The organism is Pseudalkalibacillus hwajinpoensis, assembly GCF_015234585.1.
GTDB lineage: Bacteria > Bacillota > Bacilli > Bacillales > Guptibacillaceae > Guptibacillus > Guptibacillus hwajinpoensis_B.
In genome coordinates this window covers 1,257,941-1,275,531 of record NZ_JADFCM010000001.1, presented here as the reverse complement: position 1 = coordinate 1,275,531, position 17,591 = coordinate 1,257,941, and the positions used below count along the sequence as shown (strand labels likewise).

Below are 17,591 nucleotides of genomic sequence, written 5' to 3'. Positions count from 1 at the left end.
ATACCTATTCGTCAATACACCAAGTTGGGGAACCCAACACATCCAGAAATCACTTCCAGTCATAATCGGAGCACTCAACCAAACTTTCATGAAAAAATCGAAGGAACAATTAGAAAATTAAGTATATCTTTACGTTTCCTTCATATGGTTTTAATAGTCACTATTTATGCTAAGGATAAGGCATTGATTACATGTTAGGGAGTGGTTCTTTGAGTATTACTTCAACTGATCGTATGATGACCCGTATCAAGTCTATCTATTTATTTATTAGCAAGCATGGTACTGTCAGCACTAATGAGTTAGTTGAAGAGTTTGGGATTACCCAGCGCACTGTTCAAAGAGATTTGAACGTGCTGGCCTACAATGAACTAGTCAAAAGCCCAAACCGAGGATTCTGGACAACCACAAGCAAGAGAGTAAAAGTTGGCTAACAAAATAAATTCACTCGTAAAACCTGGCTTTTCGTCAATGTTATTCTGACGAAGGCCTTTATTTTTGGTCTCTTTCACTTTTGATTTTGGATATGTTAGCTTCTATTGTTGATTTTTTGATTTTTGAATCATTGAAGTGAGTATTCGCTTTAATTGCCTAAATGAGCTAAAATTCAACAACGCTTATTAACACAACCCTCTAATTAAGGAGACCACGATAAAAGCCCTGCTACTAGAGCAGGGCTTGCATCATTTATTTTTTCAATAATGAGTGATGATAATTCGCTGGAACCATGATTTTATCATGACGATAACTTACAGATTGATCCGCACTTAGAAAAGGGTGATCACTTGAAAGAAAATCAGATAAGAAACCCTCTGAAAGATAAAATCCTTCAATCTGTCCATCCTTATGAATCACGATATCTTTCACCTTCCCTAACTCTTCACCATCCTCCGTTAGAACCTGACATTTATCCAACGATTTATATGAACATTGATCAATTAGAACGGAGGATTGCACTTCTTCTTGTTGATTATGAAGAAGGTAATCATCACCTTCCCAATTGATCTGATTATATGAAATAATCATCGTTTCATCGGCTTCCTTTTCTTTTCGGTCATCGTCTGTAACAGGATAGTTATCAGGAGTAAACTGTCCCCCAGAGGCTTGAATAGAATGAAGCATTTCATCTGAATGATGATCTGGTATTGCATTCTGCTTATTCGTTGCTTCTTTTTTCTGAACCTCAACAAACGTTGCTTTAGAAAGTGATCGATCGAAATAAACCTGCTTTACAACAAATTCAGCTATTGAATCATTCTTAAGCTTTTGATTCAGCACTTCTTTTCCAACCTTAATCATGAACATCCTCTCCTTCGCGACTGACTAGTAAGGGTATTCCCCAGCTACACGAAAAGAAAACGGTAAAGTAAACCTTCCTTCATCAGAGGAGGACTTACTTATGCAGAATGTCTACTTCTTCAGCTGTTAATTCGCGGTACTCCCCCGGTTCTAAATCGCGATCAAGGTGAATATCCCCCATTTGAATCCGCTGCAAATAAACGACTTGCTTTCCGACTGCTTCAAACATCCGCTTTACTTGATGAAACTTCCCTTCATGTATCGTTAATTCAATCTCCGAGACCTCATCCGATGATAGAATGGTCAATTCACCTGGTTTTGTTTCGTAACCATCATCAAGAGTGACACCTTTTTCAAAAGCATGAACATCTTCTTCTGTAACAACACCATTAATTTTAGCGAAGTATGTTTTAGGAACATGATGTTTTGGTGACGTTAAATGATGTGCGAGCTTTCCATCATTCGTAATGATAAGCAATCCTTCTGTATCTTTATCAAGACGACCGACAGGAAATGGTTCAAAAACTTGATCATCAGGAATGAGAATGTCAATGACGGTCTCATGGTCTTCATCTTCCGTTGCTGAAATCACACCTGCTGGCTTATTCATCATCAAATAAATAAATTCTCGATATTCAACTATTTCTTCATGCACCGTTACTTGGTTCTGTTCAGTGTTAACGTGTTGCTTTGGATCTTTAATGATCTCTTCATCAACGCGGACAACGCCTGTCTTAAGAAGTTTTTTTACTTCCTTTCTAGTTCCATAGCCCATATTTGCCAATAGTTTATCTAAACGCATAAAATCAATCCTTTTCCATATTTTTTCCACGATTTATTTACTTTTTTAGCATACTTTCTAGTTCTGAAGGGTATGTAAACGTTAAATGCCAATATGCACGTTTGGAGTGAATCGAATGACTGTGAAAGTTGGACTTTTAGCAACGGCTCGTAAGAAAAGTAATAAATCAGCGCCTGTTACAGAATTTTACCAGAGTCCTTTATTTCAAAAAACGCTTGAGTATGCATCACACCACTATGATCGCATGTATTTTTATAATGCCAAAGACGGCCTCTTATTACCAGACGACATTATGGATCCATATGATGTATCCATCAAAACATTTACACATCATCAACGTGAGGAATGGGCTCAAAAAGTAATTGAGCAATTCTCTCAGTATGAAACGTCTACAGATATTGTTGTGTGTTTGCATGGAGGATCTGTCTATCGCAAACACCTTGAACCGCAGCTAAATCATTTCAATTACAAATATGAGGTTCCTCTCAAAGGTCTTGGAATTGGAGAACAATTAAGCTGGTATCAGAAAAACTCAGTATAACACGGGACATATGCCCAGCAACACTGCCCAGCACTCACATACACTATCAGGTACCTATTTAAGGAGGGATCTTTATGTATGATCGTCAGCAAGGGCAAGGGTATCAAATGTATCCCGGATTCCCAGGATATCCTGGTCAGCCCGGTTACCCTGGCCAACCAGGATACCCAGGAAACATCGAGCAGCAATTAAGAGAAATTGAGCGTCAATTAAGACGACAGGATCGTCGAATTACAAGGATTGAAAGACAAATTGGAATAAGAGATGAGGACTACGGATATTAATATCATCTCTCAAAAAAATGAAGGCCATTTTGGCCTTCATTTTTTAACGTCTTTTTAAGAATGAGAATCGCTCTCCTAAAATTAAGCCTGCAAGGTTTGATCGGTAGGATAGCCATAGAAATACAATTCCTCCAACTGTTACTCCAATCAACAGGTTAATGATTGAATACAGCATGCTACCACCTTCACTTGTTGAAAGGTACAAATCAGGCATGAGAAATTCCAATGGTAGTATCGAAAGTTTAGAAGCCACGGCCATCACGACCACAAAGATACCGATAAGCAGCAATCTCCTTGAAAGAAAACCAAATTCGTATTCAGTATATTTCTTAATAATAATGATCGTGATTAACACCGATGTAAACAATCCAAGATTTGTAGCTAGGATAGAACCTTTCCCTTCAAAAATTGTGACGAATGGGTAAGTTAAGCCTGCTTTAAGGGCTAATCCTGCAAGTAAGCTATAAACCGCAAATTTTTGTTTATTTATTCCCTGTAGGATAGCAGCCGTTACAGAGAAAAGAGCAAACAATATAGCAGTTGGCGCATACCACATTAACAACGAACTTCCGAGTTCCTGATTCACTGTAGGATATAGCACTCTAAATATCGGTTCAGATAGAACCGCTAGTCCAATTGCAGCTGGAGTAGTCAAAAACAATAAAATCTGGAAGGTTTGTGTTAACTGAGTTTGCAAAGCACCTTCACGATTTGCTGTAAATGATTTCGTAATGGCCGGTATAATCGTCATTGAAAGAGCTGTTGCAAGAGAAACTGGGATCATAATCAATTTATGAGCAAGGCCTGTAATAATCGCAAAAACTTCTTCATAAGCGGGTTTATCATAACCAATACTCTTTAGCGCCGGATTAATTAATAAAGTATCAATTTGCAAATACAATGGAATTGCTAGACCAACAACGACAAACGGAAGAGCGTACGTAATAATTTCTTTATACATATCCTTTAACGACACATTATGATCAACCGTGCTTTCAGCCAGATGTTGATCTAAAGCAGGTTTACGTTTTCTGTAATACCAGAAGACGACCAGCAGTCCACCTACTGCACCAACGAAAGCGCCAAACGTAGCGTACGTAGCAGCAGTTGCCTCATCTCCGTCCATAAATTTCATAATAATAACACTTGATACTAGAATAAAAACAATACGAAAGATTTGTTCAACGACTTGCGAAACGGCCGTTGGCCCCATTGATTGAAGCCCCTGGAAAAACCCTCGAGTTAAACTCATAATCGGTACGATCAATAACGCCATACTCACAACACGGATAACCAATGTTACATCAGCAATCGTGTTTCCTTCATTACCTTCATCAATGACGATATGAGCAATTGGTTCTGCCATTAAAAAGAGAGCTAAAAACGCAACGAATCCAGTAAGAGACATTAAAAGAAGTCCTGATTTAAACAGCCTCCGACCAGTTCGATAATCCCCGAGAGTATGATATTTAGATACAAATTTAGAAACAGCCAATGGAATCCCAACCGTAGACAGGCTAAGCATAATGGTATAAGGAGTATAAGCATACGTATAAAGCGCTACCCCCTGTGTACCAACTAGTGCTGTAAAAGGAAACATATAAATCATACCAATAATCCTAGAAAAAAGGGTGGCTGCAGATAACAGCATCGTCCCTCTAATCACATTTGAATCAGACATTTCTCCATCTCCTACTTCTAACCATTCAACTATATCTATTCGTCATCTATCAACAATTTTCAACAGTTATGAAATACACTTCTCCATTTTAAGCTATTTACCTAGTAACAACAAATATAAATTTTTGTGAAACTTTTATAATCAGTACAAATTGTGGTATGTTTGTGTGTAGCAAAATGAGAGAGGTGTAAGTATGAACTATGATGTCATTGTGATTGGCGGTGGCCCGTCCGGACTCATGGCGTCTGTATCAGCGGCTGAACATGGAGCAAAAGTACTTCTCGTTGATAAAGGTAATAAGCTTGGGCGAAAACTAGCCATTTCTGGGGGAGGACGGTGTAATGTCACCAACCGCCTTCCACTAGATGAACTAATTAAATTCATTCCAGGTAATGGGAAGTTTTTATTCAGTGCATTTAACATATTTGATAATGAGGATATCATCACATTCTTTGAAGATCTAGGCATTAAATTAAAAGAAGAAGATCACGGTAGAATGTTTCCCGTGACTGATGATGCAAAATCTGTTGTAAATGCGCTCCTAAACAAAGTACGCCAGTTGAATGTGACTATCCAAGTAAACACCCCAGTTGAGAAAGTTCTATATAGGGATGGAGAAGTAGCTGGAGTGAAGCTACAAACAAAAGAAGAGATCCACTCTTCAAATGTAGTTATTGCAGTAGGAGGAAAATCTGTTCCACATACTGGTTCAACAGGTGATGGATATGCATGGGCAAAAGAAGGTGGTCATACCATCACAGATCTTTATCCTACTGAAGTGCCTCTTACATCTAGTGAACCTTTTATCAAAAATAAAGAACTGCAGGGCTTATCGTTAAGAGATGTCGCCCTATCCGTTCTCAATCCAAAAGGAAAGATAATAAAGACACATCGATGGGATATGATCTTCACCCATATCGGACTATCTGGCCCCGCTGTTCTTCGCTGCAGTCAATATGTCGTTAAAGCAATGAAAAAATTTAATGCTCAGTATATTCCCTTACAAATTGATGCCGTACCAGATCAAAACGAAGAAGAATTATTTCGCGAGCATATGAAACTCGCAAAAGAAGAGCCAAAAAAAGCGATTAAGAACATTTGGAAAAGTAAAGTTCCAGAGCGATATATGCTCTTTCTATTTAACAAAGCAGAAATTTCTCCAGATACAACTTACGCTCACTTATCGAAAGAAAAAGTGCGCGAATACGCGCGGCTATTAAAGCAGTTCCAGGTGGCCATAGACGGTACGCTTCCAATCGATAAAGCATTCGTAACAGGTGGCGGAGTATCTCTAAAAGAAATTAACCCAAAAGAAATGGCGTCAAAATTCACAACTGGTCTTTACTTTTGCGGTGAAGTACTCGATATTCATGGGTATACCGGCGGATACAATATTACATCAGCCTTCGTCACAGGCTATACAGCAGGAAAAAGCGCAGCCGAAAGGAAAGCGTAATCCGCCGTTTAGTTCAACCACTAGATCTTTTTAAGTTGAATACATGCAAAGAAAGAGGGACCAGTCCATAGACAGGTCCCTCTTTCTTTCGTTTAACTTATCGTTTGTTTCGATTTCTTCCGTTATTTCGATTGTTCGATGACCCTGGCTTCCGTGAAGATCGATGATTTCTTCCTCTTTGATCATTCTCTCTACGATCGTTACGCTCTTCATGCGAAGGTAATGCACCCTCAACGCTCTTTCTGGCAAGTTTTTTACCGATCCCCTTTTCAATCATTTGAATAAAGGACTGATCTTTTGCAGCAATAAACGTATACGAAGCTCCATCGCCACCAGCTCGTCCCGTTCGACCAATTCGGTGGATATAGCTCTCTGTATCTTGAGGAATATCATAATTAAAGACATGGGTAACACCTTCGATATCAAGACCACGCGCTGCCACATCTGTTGCTACAAGAAGCTGGATTTTAGCATCACGGAATCGCTTGATGACACCTTCTCGTTTCGACTGTGATAAATCACCATGAAGCTCGTCAGTTAAATATCCTCTTGCTTTTAAATCTCCATTTAGTTTACTTACTCTACGCTTTGTACGGCAGAAAATAATTCCGAGGAACGGTCTGACCTCATCGATGGTTTCGGTAAGGGATGCGAACTTCCTACGATCGGTCGTTTCAATCACAAACTGCTCGATTTCTTCGACAGTTTTCCCTTTTTCCTTCCCTCTGATTTTCTCAGGGGAACGCATAAATCGTTTTGCAAGCTGTTTAATATCACTTGATAACGTTGCAGAAAAAAGAGCTGTAAGACGACTTTCAGGCGTTTCACTAATAATATCTTCCACTTCTCTTAGGAAACCGATATGAAGCATTTGATCGGCTTCATCTAATACAAGATAAGAAGTATGGGATAAATCAATGGTCTCTCTCCTAACATGATCGAGCAGACGTCCAGGCGTCGCTACAACAATGTGTACTTGTTTATTAAGGCGCTTAATCTGTCTCTCTACATCCTGACCACCATAGACAGCTAGTACATTGATGTCATTGCGATGTTCTACTAACTTCATTAGTTCTGATGAGATTTGGATGGCTAGCTCTCGTGTCGGGGTTACAATAAGAGCCTGCACTTCAGGTGCTTCTGTATCAATTTTTTCAAGTATCGGTAGTAAGAACGCAAAAGTTTTACCTGTCCCTGTCTGTGCCTGAGCAATCACGTCTTTTCCTTGTAACATAACAGGGATTGTTTCTTTTTGAATATCGGTCGGGGTACTAATACCCTGAACTTCAAGTTGTTTAACGAGACGTTCATCAAGTCCCATTTCTTTAAATTCGTTCAAATTATTCACCTCGTGTTTAGTATAACAATTATCTTTATTATCTTTATGGCTTTAAGAAAGCTTGATCCATCTTGGTCAAGGTTGAAACGGTTCTAAGTCCGTTCCATATAAAAAACTGCCTCCTTTACGACTGCTGAAGAGCGGTCGATGAGACAGCCTTTACTTATTATGCCTGGTAATGACCCATTACTTTTGAAACATAATTTTGCGTTTCTTCGAATGGAGGAATCCCACCGTAACGATCAACATTGCCGGGTCCAGCGTTATAAGCTGCTAATGCAAGCTTAGTATTGCCATTATATTTATCCATCATTTGCTTAATGTATTTCACGCCGCCTTCAATGTTTTGTCCAGGATCAAAAGGGTCCTTCACACCAAGTGAAGTGGCAGTTGCGGGCATTAATTGCATTAACCCCATAGCTCCTGCTCCGCTAACACTATCGGATTTATAGCCAGATTCCTGTTTAATAATCGAATGAACAAGTTTTGGATCAACACTATATTTAGCCGATAATTCTTCAATATATCCATCAATTTCAAGCGATGAAGATGTGTATGAAGAATTAGTCGACGGTACTATTTGAGAATTGTATGTTCCATAGGAATTCACCGAGGTTGAATTTACAGGAACTTCTGCTTTCATTTGCTGTCCTGTACTTTGAGTTGAGAGAGCTTGCTCAAGCATGTCTGTAAAGGAAAAAGTAGACGGCTGCTGCTTGCCTAATGCGTTAGGCTGTAGCTGTCGCAAAGCCTGTAAATCCATCATTGCACGTATAAGATCTGCTTTCATTTCAACACCTCGGTGTAGTCTTTTCCATCATTATACCAGATCATGAGCAAGAACGATTATTTTTCTCATATTTTGATCCACTTACGAACCGAGCTATATATCGAGAAATCAACAAAATGAATAGAGAGAGAGCTTTAAGGCAATTTACTTGGACAATGGAGAAAAAAGTGCTATGATTTATTAATCTTATCAACTTACTAGGATTAAAGGTTCAGTAAAACGCCTTTTAGAGACCAGCTCCAAAAGACGTCGTACTTAAGAAACTGTCATGTAATAAATAGGTTGCTTCCGTTGTTTCATCAAAATTTTAACAGCAAGGCGTGCTGCTTTTCGATCTTCCGCAAGAACAATAATCTCTTTATCACACACTTCGTTTTCTTTCGTTTGTCTGCCCAGATAAGAAAGCGGGATGTTCTTTGCTTTTTCATAAGGCGTACGGTGTGAAAGAATGTAATCTCTCACATCGATTAGACAATATTTATCATCATCAAACCGCTCCATATTAATTGGCTTCATATAAGAATAAGGATAAATGACTCTCCATAATCCTAAAGTAAATGCAACAGCAGCTAAAGCCGTTCCCCATATCGCCATTCAAACTCTCTCCTTTTTAGCAGGGCTATTTCACTTTACCCTCCCATTTCATCATACCGCCAACCATGTTCTTCACTTCATAACCAGCTTCTTGCAAGTACTCACATGCGCGCTCACTACGACGTCCTGAACGACAAATCATAATATGCTCTTCTTCTTTATTGATCTCATCAAGTCGTTCCGGAAGTGTGCCAAGACGAATATGCTTTGCTTCAGGGATCATGCCTTCTTCTACTTCTTCATCCTCACGAACATCGATTAATGAAACATTTTTGCCCTCATTAATTAACTCTTGAACCTCTTGAGGTGTTACCGACTTAATTTCGTTACTCATAAAAACATACCCCTCTCGTACAGTTTTAATATGGATTTTTCAATTATAATCACTTCAACAAATTCAATCGTACATGATTTGCATCTTCAATACAAGAAATCTATCTTCCACTCATCTTAGTAGTATTCTCAGCTTTAGGAAAAGGTTATTCAAGTTGTTTAAAAATCCATTCCTATAGGTAGGTTACGTTCAAAAACCCTCTCCTTAGTCGTTAGGAGAGGGTTCAACCTTAATTAGCTACAATATTAACCAGCTTTCCTGGTACTGCAATCACTTTTCGAAGTGTTTTGCCATCAAGTTGACCTTTAATCTTCTCATGCTCTAAAGCAATTTCTTGCATTTCATCACGAGATGCTTCAGTCGGAATAGAAATTTTGGCCCGAAGTTTTCCATTGATTTGCACTACAATTTCTACTTCATCTACAGTAAGCTTGCTTTCGTCAAACATTGGCCAGTTTGCATATGCGAGTGTATCCTCATGTCCAAGCGCACTCCATAGCTCTTCAGCAAGGTGCGGTGCGATTGGAGATAGCAACTTCACAAAGCCCTCCATTAATGTAACGGAAACTGACTCCTGCTTATATGCTTCATTCACAAATACCATCATTTGTGAAATAGCAGTATTAAAGCGTAAGCCTTCCATATCCTCTGTTACTTTCTTAACCGTTTCATGGTAGACGCGGTCCATTTCTTCTCCTGAATTTTCTTCAGAAATAGAAGACTTTGTTAGATCCCCTTCACCAAATAAACGCCACACACGATCAAGGAAACGGCGCGCGCCATCTAGACCATTGTTAGACCATGCAATAGAACCCTCGAACGGTCCCATAAACATTTCATATAGACGTAGCGTGTCAGCACCGTGGCTTTCGACAATTTCATCTGGGTTAACAACATTTCCTTTTGATTTACTCATTTTCTCGTTGTTCTCACCAAGGATCATTCCTTGATTTCGGAGACGTTGGAATGGTTCTTTTGTTGGCACAACACCGATATCATAAAGAACTTTATGCCAGAAACGAGCATATAGCAAGTGAAGAACCGCATGTTCCGCACCGCCGATATACATATCAACAGGCAACCACTCATCGAGTTTTTTCGGGTCAGCTAGCATTTCATCGTTATCCGGATCAATGTAGCGAAGGTAATACCAACAGCTTCCAGCCCATTGCGGCATTGTGTTTGTTTCACGTCGGCCCTTCATGCCCGTTTTAGGATCAACTACGTTCAACCAATCCTCAATATTAGCTAAAGGAGATTCTCCAGTTCCTGACGGTTTAATTTCCGTTGTTTCAGGAAGAACGACAGGAAGCTCTTCTTTCGGGACAGCAGACATTGTGCCATCCTCCCAATGGATAATTGGAATTGGCTCGCCCCAATAACGCTGACGACTAAATAACCAGTCGCGAAGACGATACGTCGTTTTTTTCGTTCCTTTTCCTTTTTCCTCTAGCCATTCAATGCTTTTCGTAATTGCTTCTACTTTCTCAAGGTCGTTTAAGAAATCAGAGTTCACATGCTTTCCGTCTTCTGTATAAGCTTCCTTGGATACATCTCCTCCAGCAACGACTTCTTTAATAGGAAGATTAAATGTAGTAGCGAACTCATAATCGCGCTCATCGTGAGCTGGAACTGCCATAATAGCTCCTGTTCCATAGCTCATAAGAACGTAATCTGCTACCCAAATTGGAAGCATCTCATTATTGATTGGATTAATGGCATATGCGCCAGTAAACTCGCCAGTCTTCTCTTTTGATAACTCTGTACGCTCAAGGTCACTCTTTGTTTGTACTTTTGATCGGTAGCTTTCAACTTTTGAGATTTGTTCACTAGTAGAAATTTTGTCAACGAAAGGATGCTCAGGTGCAAGGACCATATACGTAGCTCCAAAAAGTGTATCAGGACGCGTCGTAAACACATCGATCGATTCATCATGACCGTCAATCGTGAATGTTACTTCAGCACCCTCAGATTTCCCAATCCAGTTACGCTGCATTTCTTTAATGCTGTCAGACCAGTCAAGCTCTTCAAGGTCTTCAAGTAAACGATCCGCATACTCTGTAATTTTAAGAACCCATTGCTTCATTGGTTTACGAACTACCGGGTGGCCGCCACGTTCACTTTTACCGTCGATCACTTCTTCATTCGCAAGAACCGTTCCAAGTGCTGGACACCAGTTAACAGCCACTTCATCTACGTACGCAAGTCCTTTTTCGTAAAGCTTTGTGAAAATCCACTGTGTCCATTTATAGTATTGTGGATCTGTTGTATTAACTTCTCTATCCCAATCATAAGAAAAACCTAACTCTTTAATTTGACGACGGAATGTGTCAATGTTCTTTTGAGTAAAATCTCGTGGATTATTTCCTGTATCAAGAGCATATTGCTCTGCCGGAAGTCCAAATGCGTCCCATCCGATTGGGTGAAGAACATTATATCCCTGCATTCGTTTCATACGTGAAAGGATATCCGTAGCTGTATATCCTTCAGGGTGCCCAACATGTAGCCCAGCCCCTGATGGGTATGGGAACATATCAAGAATATAAATTTTTTCACCATTAGCATCGTTTTCTGTCTTAAAAGTCTTGTTTGTTTCCCAGAAGTGTTGCCACTTCTTCTCAATTGTTTTGTGATCAAATGCCATTGTCACTCTCTCCTTCCAGTCCTTGCAAAAAAATAAAAAAACCTCCCGTCCCCGTTGTTCATCAACAGGGACGAGAGGTTGAGAATCTAATATTCACAATCACCCGCGGTACCACCCGGCTTAGTGCTAGAAACAGCACTCACTTAAGGCCTTTAACGCAGGCATACGGGCAACCTTACTCTATTCAGGCTTCCGATTCAAAGGTGAGTTCACAAATCTCCTATGTTAACTTCCACCAGCCGTTAACTCTCTAGTAATAGAATTTTTGTTACTATTCCTTATCATTATCTTTGGTTTCACTAGTTACGTATATAATTTGTATTGTATGAATACTTGTGAGAAATGTCAAGAACATTATCAGAATAGACGTTTTTTTCGTAATCTATACATCCGCTGTCCTTATATTCGATGAATTAGCATGTGTGCCAAAAGAACAATTCCAATTAATACAGTAAGCGGATATCTCAAAAAAAGAAACGCACCCTGATTGGGTACGTTATCCTTTACGATGCTTTTTTTGACTAGCCGAATCATCTTTGGAATGTGGCTTATCTTTTTCTTCTTTTTGTTCTTCTTTTAAATCTTCTAATGGAATCGCATCGACATTCATTTCTGAAGCATCCTCGTCGAGCTGATTCTTTTCCTTATCTGGTAATTGCTCGGGATTATTAGTTTCGCCTTGTTTATGTGATTTTTCATGCTCTGCGATATGATCACCTCATTTTTTGTATAGTACTCTGTACCACGAGCCAGATATTCCCAAACCCATAAAGATGTTAGTTGGAGTAAAAGGTCGATCATGGTAAAGTCATACTTAGTTAGAAGCAAACAAAAAGCCATTCTAAACCTCGACGTCCTAATAAGTTGATAGGATGAGTGTAAGAAGACTCATTTAAGAAAATTTTAATTGATAGAAAGGATTAAAGATCATGCAACGAATATTACCTTTTACAAGAACGCTACTGAATTCAGTATTAAAAGAAGGAGGCATTGCTATTGATGGCACTTGTGGAAACGGACATGACACTCTCTTCCTAGCTGAATCAGTTGGGAATTCAGGAAAGGTGTATGGCTTTGATATCCAACCTGAGGCGATTGAAGCTACAGAAAAAAGGCTGGCAGAAGCTAAGCAATCTGCCCAGGTGGCATTATTCCACGAGAGTCACGCTTCAATCAATAGCAAAATTGAGACGAAAGATGTAGGAAACGTTTCTGCCGCAATCTTTAACCTTGGCTACCTCCCAGGTGGAGATAAAACTATTGTGACGAAACCTGAAGAAACAATCCAAGCAGTAACAGACATCCTACATTTGCTTCGTTCAGAAGGACTCCTTATTCTAGTCGTCTACCCAGGACATCCAGAAGGTAAAATTGAAAGTGAGAAGGTGACAGATTTCGCTTCAGATCTCGATCAGTCACAGTATCAAGTTCTAAAATACCAATTTATTAACCAAATCAATGAACCACCCTATATTCTTGCCATCAGCAAAAAATAAGAGACTGTGCATCTGCACAGCCTCTATTCTCTATAGAATTCCCATCGTTTCGATATGTTCTCTTGTTTTCTTATTCCCTAATTTGTGTAAAAGACCATAGATCTCTTTCATATGATTATCATAATCATCATTGTTCTTATCTTCATGATAACTCATAGCTGGAACATGTGAACGATATAACGATAGGCGACTATCCTTATCTGTCAGATCAAATAGCTCACTGAGCTTGAAGATATCTTCCTCATCTGCATTGATTTCAAAATTATAGCTCGATGCCCCTTGATCTTCCAGTATCTCGCCCGAACTTACAGCCACATAGTAACGCTTTTTCATTTTAAGAGCCCCTTTCAAAATCCTATAGGCTTCTTTTCTCACGAAAGAGCGTTTTTTATACGCTTTTACTGAGACGCTTTGTGAAGTCTTCTATAAACCCAACCATTAAAGTAGAAGAAAAGGCTCGATCTTCCTCCAATTCGAATAATTTTACGAGCAAGAGAACGCACGTCTTTCTGTTCCATTACTTTACGATCCGCAAGGTAAATACCAAGTAAACCACGATTAATTAATCGATGGAAGGAAGAATGTGGAAGCCCTTCAACACTTTTATCCGCTTCTTTAATGAAGTGAGCAACACGCTGAGCGAGCTCATCATTGTCTTTATAATAAAAACAAAAATTCAAATCGCCACCTGCTCGATCTTCTTCCTGATCTATAAAGTAATCCAGCATTATGTGAAGACCCTGAACCCAGGGGAAATAACCTTCCTTAATCATAGCTGTACCGCCCTTAGGGATCATGTCTCCTAATGAGTAAGATACAAGACAGAAAATCCCTAAGGTTGATCCAGCACACGCTGAGAATTCATTCCATGTCATTTCTGGAAGCTGTTGCTTATGCTGGTCAAACCAGCTTTTCAACCTTGGAACACGGTCTTCCTCTGTAACATGCTTATGTACCTGGAGATCACAATAGTAATGGCAGAGTTCAAGTAAGGCAGGCTGCACTTCCCTTTGATTCGGCAATTCACGAATGACTTTTTGACACGTTTGAACCAGTTCTAATAGATAGCCTCCATCATCTTTTTCTTCACGATACCGATAATAGTTATTTGAAGCTTCAACTTCAGGGGAAAGAGCCTCCGCCATTGCCTCATGTAATGCACTAAAGTCTTCTGGATCAAGCGAAGTACTTCGATCACACAAGTTATCCAGATAGTCACTTATCGTCTGGTAAGCTGCGATAAATGAAATAGAACGATCAATTTCTTTCCCGGCAAGCAATCCATAAATCCCTCCACCTTCACAGTGAAACGTTTTTGAATCAATGCTATCTAACGCCTGCTTTCTCAATTCAGGATTAGGGATTTCTTCAGCCCGCTTCCTCCAATATTCTAATTCATGATGAACCCTCGGTAAGACGCGTCTATAAATACTATACATTAGCGTCCACGGTTGACTTGGTACTTTCAAGTGATCCCACTCCTGTATTAATTATTTATCTTATTTTCCTTACGCTCTAATAATTCAAGTTTTAACTCAACAAATGATTTTGCTGTTTGAAATACATCTTCACGATCTGGTTCATTAAACACCTCATGATAAAATCCATCCCACTCTTTAAATGCTTTCTCTGTTAATGGAATGCGATTGAACCACGAAATAACAGCATGCTTATCTACAATTCGATCGTCGCCACCCTGTAATACAAGCAATGGCAAATTATGAAATGATCTCGCTCCTTCATTGGCTATTTTCATCGCTTTTAGAAGTTCACGGTACCATCTAACAGATACTTTTTGAACCATTAATGGATCTTCTTGATCTCGTTTGTGGAACTCTGGATTCCTTGTCCCAATGTTCGGTTCTAGCTTTGAATTTAACCTTAGAGAAGGGACAATTGGATTTAGTACTTTTGAGAGCAAGTCTACACCTTTGTTAGGGGGATTAACTAGTCCAATACACGGAGAAGATAAAATGACTCCAGTTAGAGAAGGACGTTTTTCCATAATCGTACGGATGGATGCAAGTCCTCCCATACTATGCCCAAGTAAGAACACAGGTAGCTTATACTCATGAGCTCTCTTGATCCACTTATCAATCGTTTCAATATATTGGTTAAATGAATCAATATGGCCCCGTCTTCTAGTACTTTCACCTTGTCCAGGTAAATCGCCAAGCACTACATGATAGCCTGCTTCAATCCACTTAGAAACGAGCCAATCATACCTTCGATGATGTTCGTTTGCTCCATGAACTAACACAATAACCGCTTTTGGATATTCAGTTTCTTTTATACGCATGGACATTAGCCCCCTTATGTAGGTTCGTTCTTTTTGATACACTACTTTTGAAAAGGATTTCATCTATAATAAATGAAAGTTGGGATTGGAATGCTTTATGCTTATCATGACAAAAAACCAGTGATTCATGAAACGGTCTATATTGCGGATTATACTACCATTACAGGTGATGTGACAATCGGGGAACATAGCAGCGTCTGGTTTAACACGACCATACGTGGAGATGTTGCCCCAACTGAAATTGGCAATAGGGTCAATATTCAAGACAATTGTGTCCTTCATCAGAGTCCAAATAAAAAACTCATTCTGGAAGATGGTGTGACGATCGGCCACCAGGTAATCCTTCATAGTAGTATTATTCGCAAAGAGGCACTTATTGGAATGGGTTCCATTATTCTTGATGGAGCTGAGATCGGGGAAGGTTCCTTTATTGGCGCAGGAAGCCTTGTTCCTCCAGGTAAGAAAATCCCCCCTCATTCCCTTGCTTTCGGGAGACCTGCAAAGGTTGTTAGAACATTAACAGAGGATGATCGAAAGGATATGAACCGCATTCGAAGAGAATATGTTGAAAAAGCAACCTATTACAAAGAGCAAAAGCCGCTCTAGAAAGCACGCATATTTATCGCTAGTTTGAGGAAGGTTACCAATACAATCCTAATGGATCGAGGTGGCCTCCGTGTACAAAATGACCATGGTCTTGATCGTGCTCGTCGTCATCACCTTGCTTATAGGGGCATATATGACGTACAGACTCGGACAAAATCAAAAAGGCGAATATGATAATCAAGGGAACGCCAGGGTGAAATCTTCTTTCTTTAGCAATCCGATTTTTCTTGTTTATATCGTCGCTACAGCACTTGCAATCGGTTATGTTATTTACTTCACATTAATTTGAAGAAAAAGATCAGGATGGTATTCCTGGTCTTTTTTCATGGCTTTTTGTGTGGTTTTTGAAAACGTTTGGAGCGTTAGGCTGTGGACGAGCTTATTTATTTTCTTGAGATTCAACTGCAGGCTCCAGTGCCTGACGGGTCTAAACGGAGGCTTCCGCTTTTCTTGGCTAGTTGCGCGGGCCAAATCCTCCGGCTGTTTCGCCCATTCGAATGAGACATAAAGCGTCTCACTCTCATGGGCTCAAAAATCCTGCGGATTTAGGCGGGCCCGCTCCGCTTTTCTTGGCTAGCTGCGACTCGCAGAAACTGCGATATTTCACTCTTTCACCAGAACACAAAGGACGTGTTCTAGTTCAAGAGCTCCAATATCTCCGTTTCTAAACGCTCGTCTCCGCTTTTCTTGGCTAGCTGCGACTCGCAGAAACTGCGATATTTCACTCTTTCACCAGAACACAAAGGACGTGTTCTAGTTCAAGAGCTCCAATATCTCCGTTTCTAAACGCTCGTCTCCGCTTTTCATTATACTCTTAACAATTCTTTAAGATTTCTTTAATAGTAGCATTAAATTTCTCGTATAGGATAGAAGTAACACATAGGATGAAGGGGGATTCTTTTTGAGTAAAGTGGTTGGGTGGCTTTATGAGCGTGAGTGTACGATGTTTCGGTTTGTGAATTTAACGTGTCATTCAAGGTATCTTACTTCTATTTTTGGATTTGTTACGCATGCGGGTGGTGCTCGGGCAACGATTTTAAGTACACTTTTGTTGATGTTCCTGTTACCTGCTCCTTTAAAGATATGGGCGTTTCAAGCTGCGCTTGCCCTTGCTGTCAGTCATATACCTGTTCAATTTATTAAAAAGCATTATCCAAGACACAGGCCATATCTCGCTCTACCTGAAACAAAGATACTCGTATACCCTCTAAAAGATCATTCTTTTCCATCAGGACATACAACGGCTATTTTTTCTGTGCTTACACCGTTTATCTTTCATATTCCTTCACTAGCTATTCCCTTAATGGCTCTTGGGAGTCTAGTTGCCATATCGCGGATTTACTTAGGTCATCATTATCCTTCTGACGTTCTTGTTGGTTTTATACTTGGTGGCGGATCCGGTATTCTTTCAACTTTCATCCTAAGCTGA

Annotated in this window: 19 protein-coding genes and 1 other annotated feature; of the genes, 8 read left to right on the top strand and 11 right to left on the bottom strand. The window is 39.7% G+C overall.

Annotation, left to right across the window (positions count from 1 at the left end):
* The first annotated feature begins 191 nt into the window (after positions 1 to 191).
* Positions 192 to 431 (top strand): DeoR family transcriptional regulator, encoded by a 240-nt coding sequence (locus tag IQ283_RS06115; protein WP_159783850.1) that lies wholly within the window; start codon positions 192 to 194, stop codon positions 429 to 431.
* Positions 432 to 684: 253 nt separating this feature from the next.
* On the opposite strand, the gene IQ283_RS06110 is transcribed toward IQ283_RS06115, so the two are convergent.
* Positions 685 to 1,296, bottom strand: a complete 612-nt coding sequence (locus tag IQ283_RS06110; protein ID WP_194219220.1) for a PRC-barrel domain-containing protein — start codon at positions 1,294 to 1,296, stop codon at positions 685 to 687.
* Between the two features lie 94 nt (positions 1,297 to 1,390).
* Entirely contained in the window at positions 1,391 to 2,098 is a 708-nt protein-coding gene (locus IQ283_RS06105) for a pseudouridine synthase (RefSeq protein ID WP_194219219.1), read from the bottom strand.
* 115 nt (positions 2,099 to 2,213) lie between these two features.
* Between IQ283_RS06105 and IQ283_RS06100 the strand changes: the two genes are divergently transcribed.
* Together IQ283_RS06100 and IQ283_RS06095 are read left to right on the top strand one after the other, a co-directional pair.
* On the top strand, positions 2,214 to 2,639 hold the full coding sequence (locus tag IQ283_RS06100; RefSeq protein WP_194219218.1) for a DUF6884 domain-containing protein: 426 nt from the start codon (positions 2,214 to 2,216) through the stop codon (positions 2,637 to 2,639).
* A 74-nt stretch (positions 2,640 to 2,713) separates the two neighbouring features.
* Complete coding sequence (locus IQ283_RS06095) at positions 2,714 to 2,923, top strand: hypothetical protein (protein ID WP_194219217.1); 210 nt, start codon at positions 2,714 to 2,716, stop codon at positions 2,921 to 2,923.
* A 43-nt stretch (positions 2,924 to 2,966) separates the two neighbouring features.
* Here IQ283_RS06095 and IQ283_RS06090 read toward each other — a convergent pair whose 3' ends face one another.
* A complete protein-coding gene (locus tag IQ283_RS06090; protein WP_194219216.1) occupies positions 2,967 to 4,604 on the bottom strand; it encodes a putative polysaccharide biosynthesis protein in 1,638 nt (545 codons plus the stop codon).
* A 193-nt stretch (positions 4,605 to 4,797) separates the two neighbouring features.
* Here IQ283_RS06090 and IQ283_RS06085 point away from each other — a divergent pair, with 193 nt between their 5' ends.
* Positions 4,798 to 6,060 carry an NAD(P)/FAD-dependent oxidoreductase gene (locus IQ283_RS06085; protein ID WP_194219215.1) on the top strand — a complete coding sequence of 421 codons (1,263 nt, stop codon included), beginning with the start codon at positions 4,798 to 4,800 and terminating at the stop codon, positions 6,058 to 6,060.
* 97 nt (positions 6,061 to 6,157) lie between these two features.
* Here IQ283_RS06085 and IQ283_RS06080 read toward each other — a convergent pair whose 3' ends face one another.
* From IQ283_RS06080 to leuS, 5 genes are all read right to left on the bottom strand, one after another.
* Positions 6,158 to 7,399 carry a DEAD/DEAH box helicase gene (locus IQ283_RS06080; RefSeq protein WP_408962567.1) on the bottom strand — a complete coding sequence of 414 codons (1,242 nt, stop codon included), beginning with the start codon at positions 7,397 to 7,399 and terminating at the stop codon, positions 6,158 to 6,160.
* A 166-nt stretch (positions 7,400 to 7,565) separates the two neighbouring features.
* On the bottom strand, positions 7,566 to 8,189 hold the full coding sequence (locus tag IQ283_RS06075) for a lytic transglycosylase domain-containing protein (RefSeq protein WP_194219214.1): 624 nt from the start codon (positions 8,187 to 8,189) through the stop codon (positions 7,566 to 7,568).
* Between the two features lie 255 nt (positions 8,190 to 8,444).
* The gene (locus IQ283_RS06070; protein WP_194219213.1) at positions 8,445 to 8,783 is read right to left on the bottom strand and encodes a rhodanese-like domain-containing protein; all 339 of its coding nucleotides are present in this window, start codon (positions 8,781 to 8,783) and stop codon (positions 8,445 to 8,447) included.
* 25 nt (positions 8,784 to 8,808) lie between these two features.
* Positions 8,809 to 9,117, bottom strand: coding sequence for a rhodanese-like domain-containing protein (locus IQ283_RS06065; protein ID WP_194219212.1), 309 nt, complete (start codon positions 9,115 to 9,117; stop codon positions 8,809 to 8,811).
* A gap of 229 nt (positions 9,118 to 9,346) precedes the next feature.
* Entirely contained in the window at positions 9,347 to 11,761 is a 2,415-nt protein-coding gene (gene leuS / locus IQ283_RS06060; protein ID WP_194219211.1) for a leucine--tRNA ligase, read from the bottom strand.
* Positions 11,762 to 11,824: 63 nt separating this feature from the next.
* Positions 11,825 to 12,055 (bottom strand) — a binding site (T-box leader).
* A 635-nt stretch (positions 12,056 to 12,690) separates the two neighbouring features.
* Here leuS and IQ283_RS06055 point away from each other — a divergent pair.
* Positions 12,691 to 13,257 (top strand): class I SAM-dependent methyltransferase, encoded by a 567-nt coding sequence (locus IQ283_RS06055; protein WP_194219210.1) that lies wholly within the window; start codon positions 12,691 to 12,693, stop codon positions 13,255 to 13,257.
* Positions 13,258 to 13,287: 30 nt separating this feature from the next.
* On the opposite strand, the gene IQ283_RS06050 is transcribed toward IQ283_RS06055, so the two are convergent.
* The 3 genes from IQ283_RS06050 to IQ283_RS06040 all read right to left on the bottom strand — a co-directional run bounded on the left by IQ283_RS06050 (position 13,288) and on the right by IQ283_RS06040 (position 15,556).
* Positions 13,288 to 13,590 carry a hydrolase gene (locus tag IQ283_RS06050; protein ID WP_194219209.1) on the bottom strand — a complete coding sequence of 101 codons (303 nt, stop codon included), beginning with the start codon at positions 13,588 to 13,590 and terminating at the stop codon, positions 13,288 to 13,290.
* A gap of 65 nt (positions 13,591 to 13,655) precedes the next feature.
* A complete protein-coding gene (locus IQ283_RS06045) occupies positions 13,656 to 14,726 on the bottom strand; it encodes a tetraprenyl-beta-curcumene synthase family protein (RefSeq protein ID WP_194219208.1) in 1,071 nt (356 codons plus the stop codon).
* Between the two features lie 17 nt (positions 14,727 to 14,743).
* The gene (locus tag IQ283_RS06040) at positions 14,744 to 15,556 is read right to left on the bottom strand and encodes an alpha/beta hydrolase (RefSeq protein WP_194219207.1); all 813 of its coding nucleotides are present in this window, start codon (positions 15,554 to 15,556) and stop codon (positions 14,744 to 14,746) included.
* A gap of 90 nt (positions 15,557 to 15,646) precedes the next feature.
* Between IQ283_RS06040 and IQ283_RS06035 the strand changes: the two genes are divergently transcribed.
* The 3 genes from IQ283_RS06035 to IQ283_RS06025 all read left to right on the top strand — a co-directional run bounded on the left by IQ283_RS06035 (position 15,647) and on the right by IQ283_RS06025 (position 17,591).
* Positions 15,647 to 16,162, top strand: a complete 516-nt coding sequence (locus tag IQ283_RS06035) for a gamma carbonic anhydrase family protein (RefSeq protein ID WP_194219629.1) — start codon at positions 15,647 to 15,649, stop codon at positions 16,160 to 16,162.
* A 70-nt stretch (positions 16,163 to 16,232) separates the two neighbouring features.
* Positions 16,233 to 16,451 carry a hypothetical protein gene (locus IQ283_RS06030; protein WP_206759433.1) on the top strand — a complete coding sequence of 73 codons (219 nt, stop codon included), beginning with the start codon at positions 16,233 to 16,235 and terminating at the stop codon, positions 16,449 to 16,451.
* Positions 16,452 to 17,105: 654 nt separating this feature from the next.
* Positions 17,106 to 17,591 (top strand): phosphatase PAP2 family protein, encoded by a 486-nt coding sequence (locus tag IQ283_RS06025; protein ID WP_194219628.1) that lies wholly within the window; start codon positions 17,106 to 17,108, stop codon positions 17,589 to 17,591.

What these genes read in the sequence shown, in the direction of transcription:
- IQ283_RS06115 (WP_159783850.1), top strand. Translation starts at nt 192, where the DNA reads ATGTTAGGGAGTGGTTCTTTGAGTATTACTTCAACTGATCGTATGATG.
- IQ283_RS06110 (WP_194219220.1), bottom strand. Translation starts at nt 1,296, where the DNA reads ATGATTAAGGTTGGAAAAGAAGTGCTGAATCAAAAGCTTAAGAATGAT.
- IQ283_RS06105 (WP_194219219.1), bottom strand. Translation starts at nt 2,098, where the DNA reads ATGCGTTTAGATAAACTATTGGCAAATATGGGCTATGGAACTAGAAAG.
- IQ283_RS06100 (WP_194219218.1), top strand. Translation starts at nt 2,214, where the DNA reads ATGACTGTGAAAGTTGGACTTTTAGCAACGGCTCGTAAGAAAAGTAAT.
- IQ283_RS06095 (WP_194219217.1), top strand. Translation starts at nt 2,714, where the DNA reads ATGTATGATCGTCAGCAAGGGCAAGGGTATCAAATGTATCCCGGATTC.
- IQ283_RS06090 (WP_194219216.1), bottom strand. Translation starts at nt 4,604, where the DNA reads ATGTCTGATTCAAATGTGATTAGAGGGACGATGCTGTTATCTGCAGCC.
- IQ283_RS06085 (WP_194219215.1), top strand. Translation starts at nt 4,798, where the DNA reads ATGAACTATGATGTCATTGTGATTGGCGGTGGCCCGTCCGGACTCATG.
- IQ283_RS06075 (WP_194219214.1), bottom strand. Translation starts at nt 8,189, where the DNA reads ATGAAAGCAGATCTTATACGTGCAATGATGGATTTACAGGCTTTGCGA.
- IQ283_RS06070 (WP_194219213.1), bottom strand. Translation starts at nt 8,783, where the DNA reads ATGGCGATATGGGGAACGGCTTTAGCTGCTGTTGCATTTACTTTAGGA.
- IQ283_RS06065 (WP_194219212.1), bottom strand. Translation starts at nt 9,117, where the DNA reads ATGAGTAACGAAATTAAGTCGGTAACACCTCAAGAGGTTCAAGAGTTA.
- leuS (WP_194219211.1), bottom strand. Translation starts at nt 11,761, where the DNA reads ATGGCATTTGATCACAAAACAATTGAGAAGAAGTGGCAACACTTCTGG.
- IQ283_RS06055 (WP_194219210.1), top strand. Translation starts at nt 12,691, where the DNA reads ATGCAACGAATATTACCTTTTACAAGAACGCTACTGAATTCAGTATTA.
- IQ283_RS06050 (WP_194219209.1), bottom strand. Translation starts at nt 13,590, where the DNA reads ATGAAAAAGCGTTACTATGTGGCTGTAAGTTCGGGCGAGATACTGGAA.
- IQ283_RS06040 (WP_194219207.1), bottom strand. Translation starts at nt 15,556, where the DNA reads ATGCGTATAAAAGAAACTGAATATCCAAAAGCGGTTATTGTGTTAGTT.
- IQ283_RS06035 (WP_194219629.1), top strand. Translation starts at nt 15,647, where the DNA reads ATGCTTTATGCTTATCATGACAAAAAACCAGTGATTCATGAAACGGTC.
- IQ283_RS06025 (WP_194219628.1), top strand. Translation starts at nt 17,106, where the DNA reads ATGTTTCGGTTTGTGAATTTAACGTGTCATTCAAGGTATCTTACTTCT.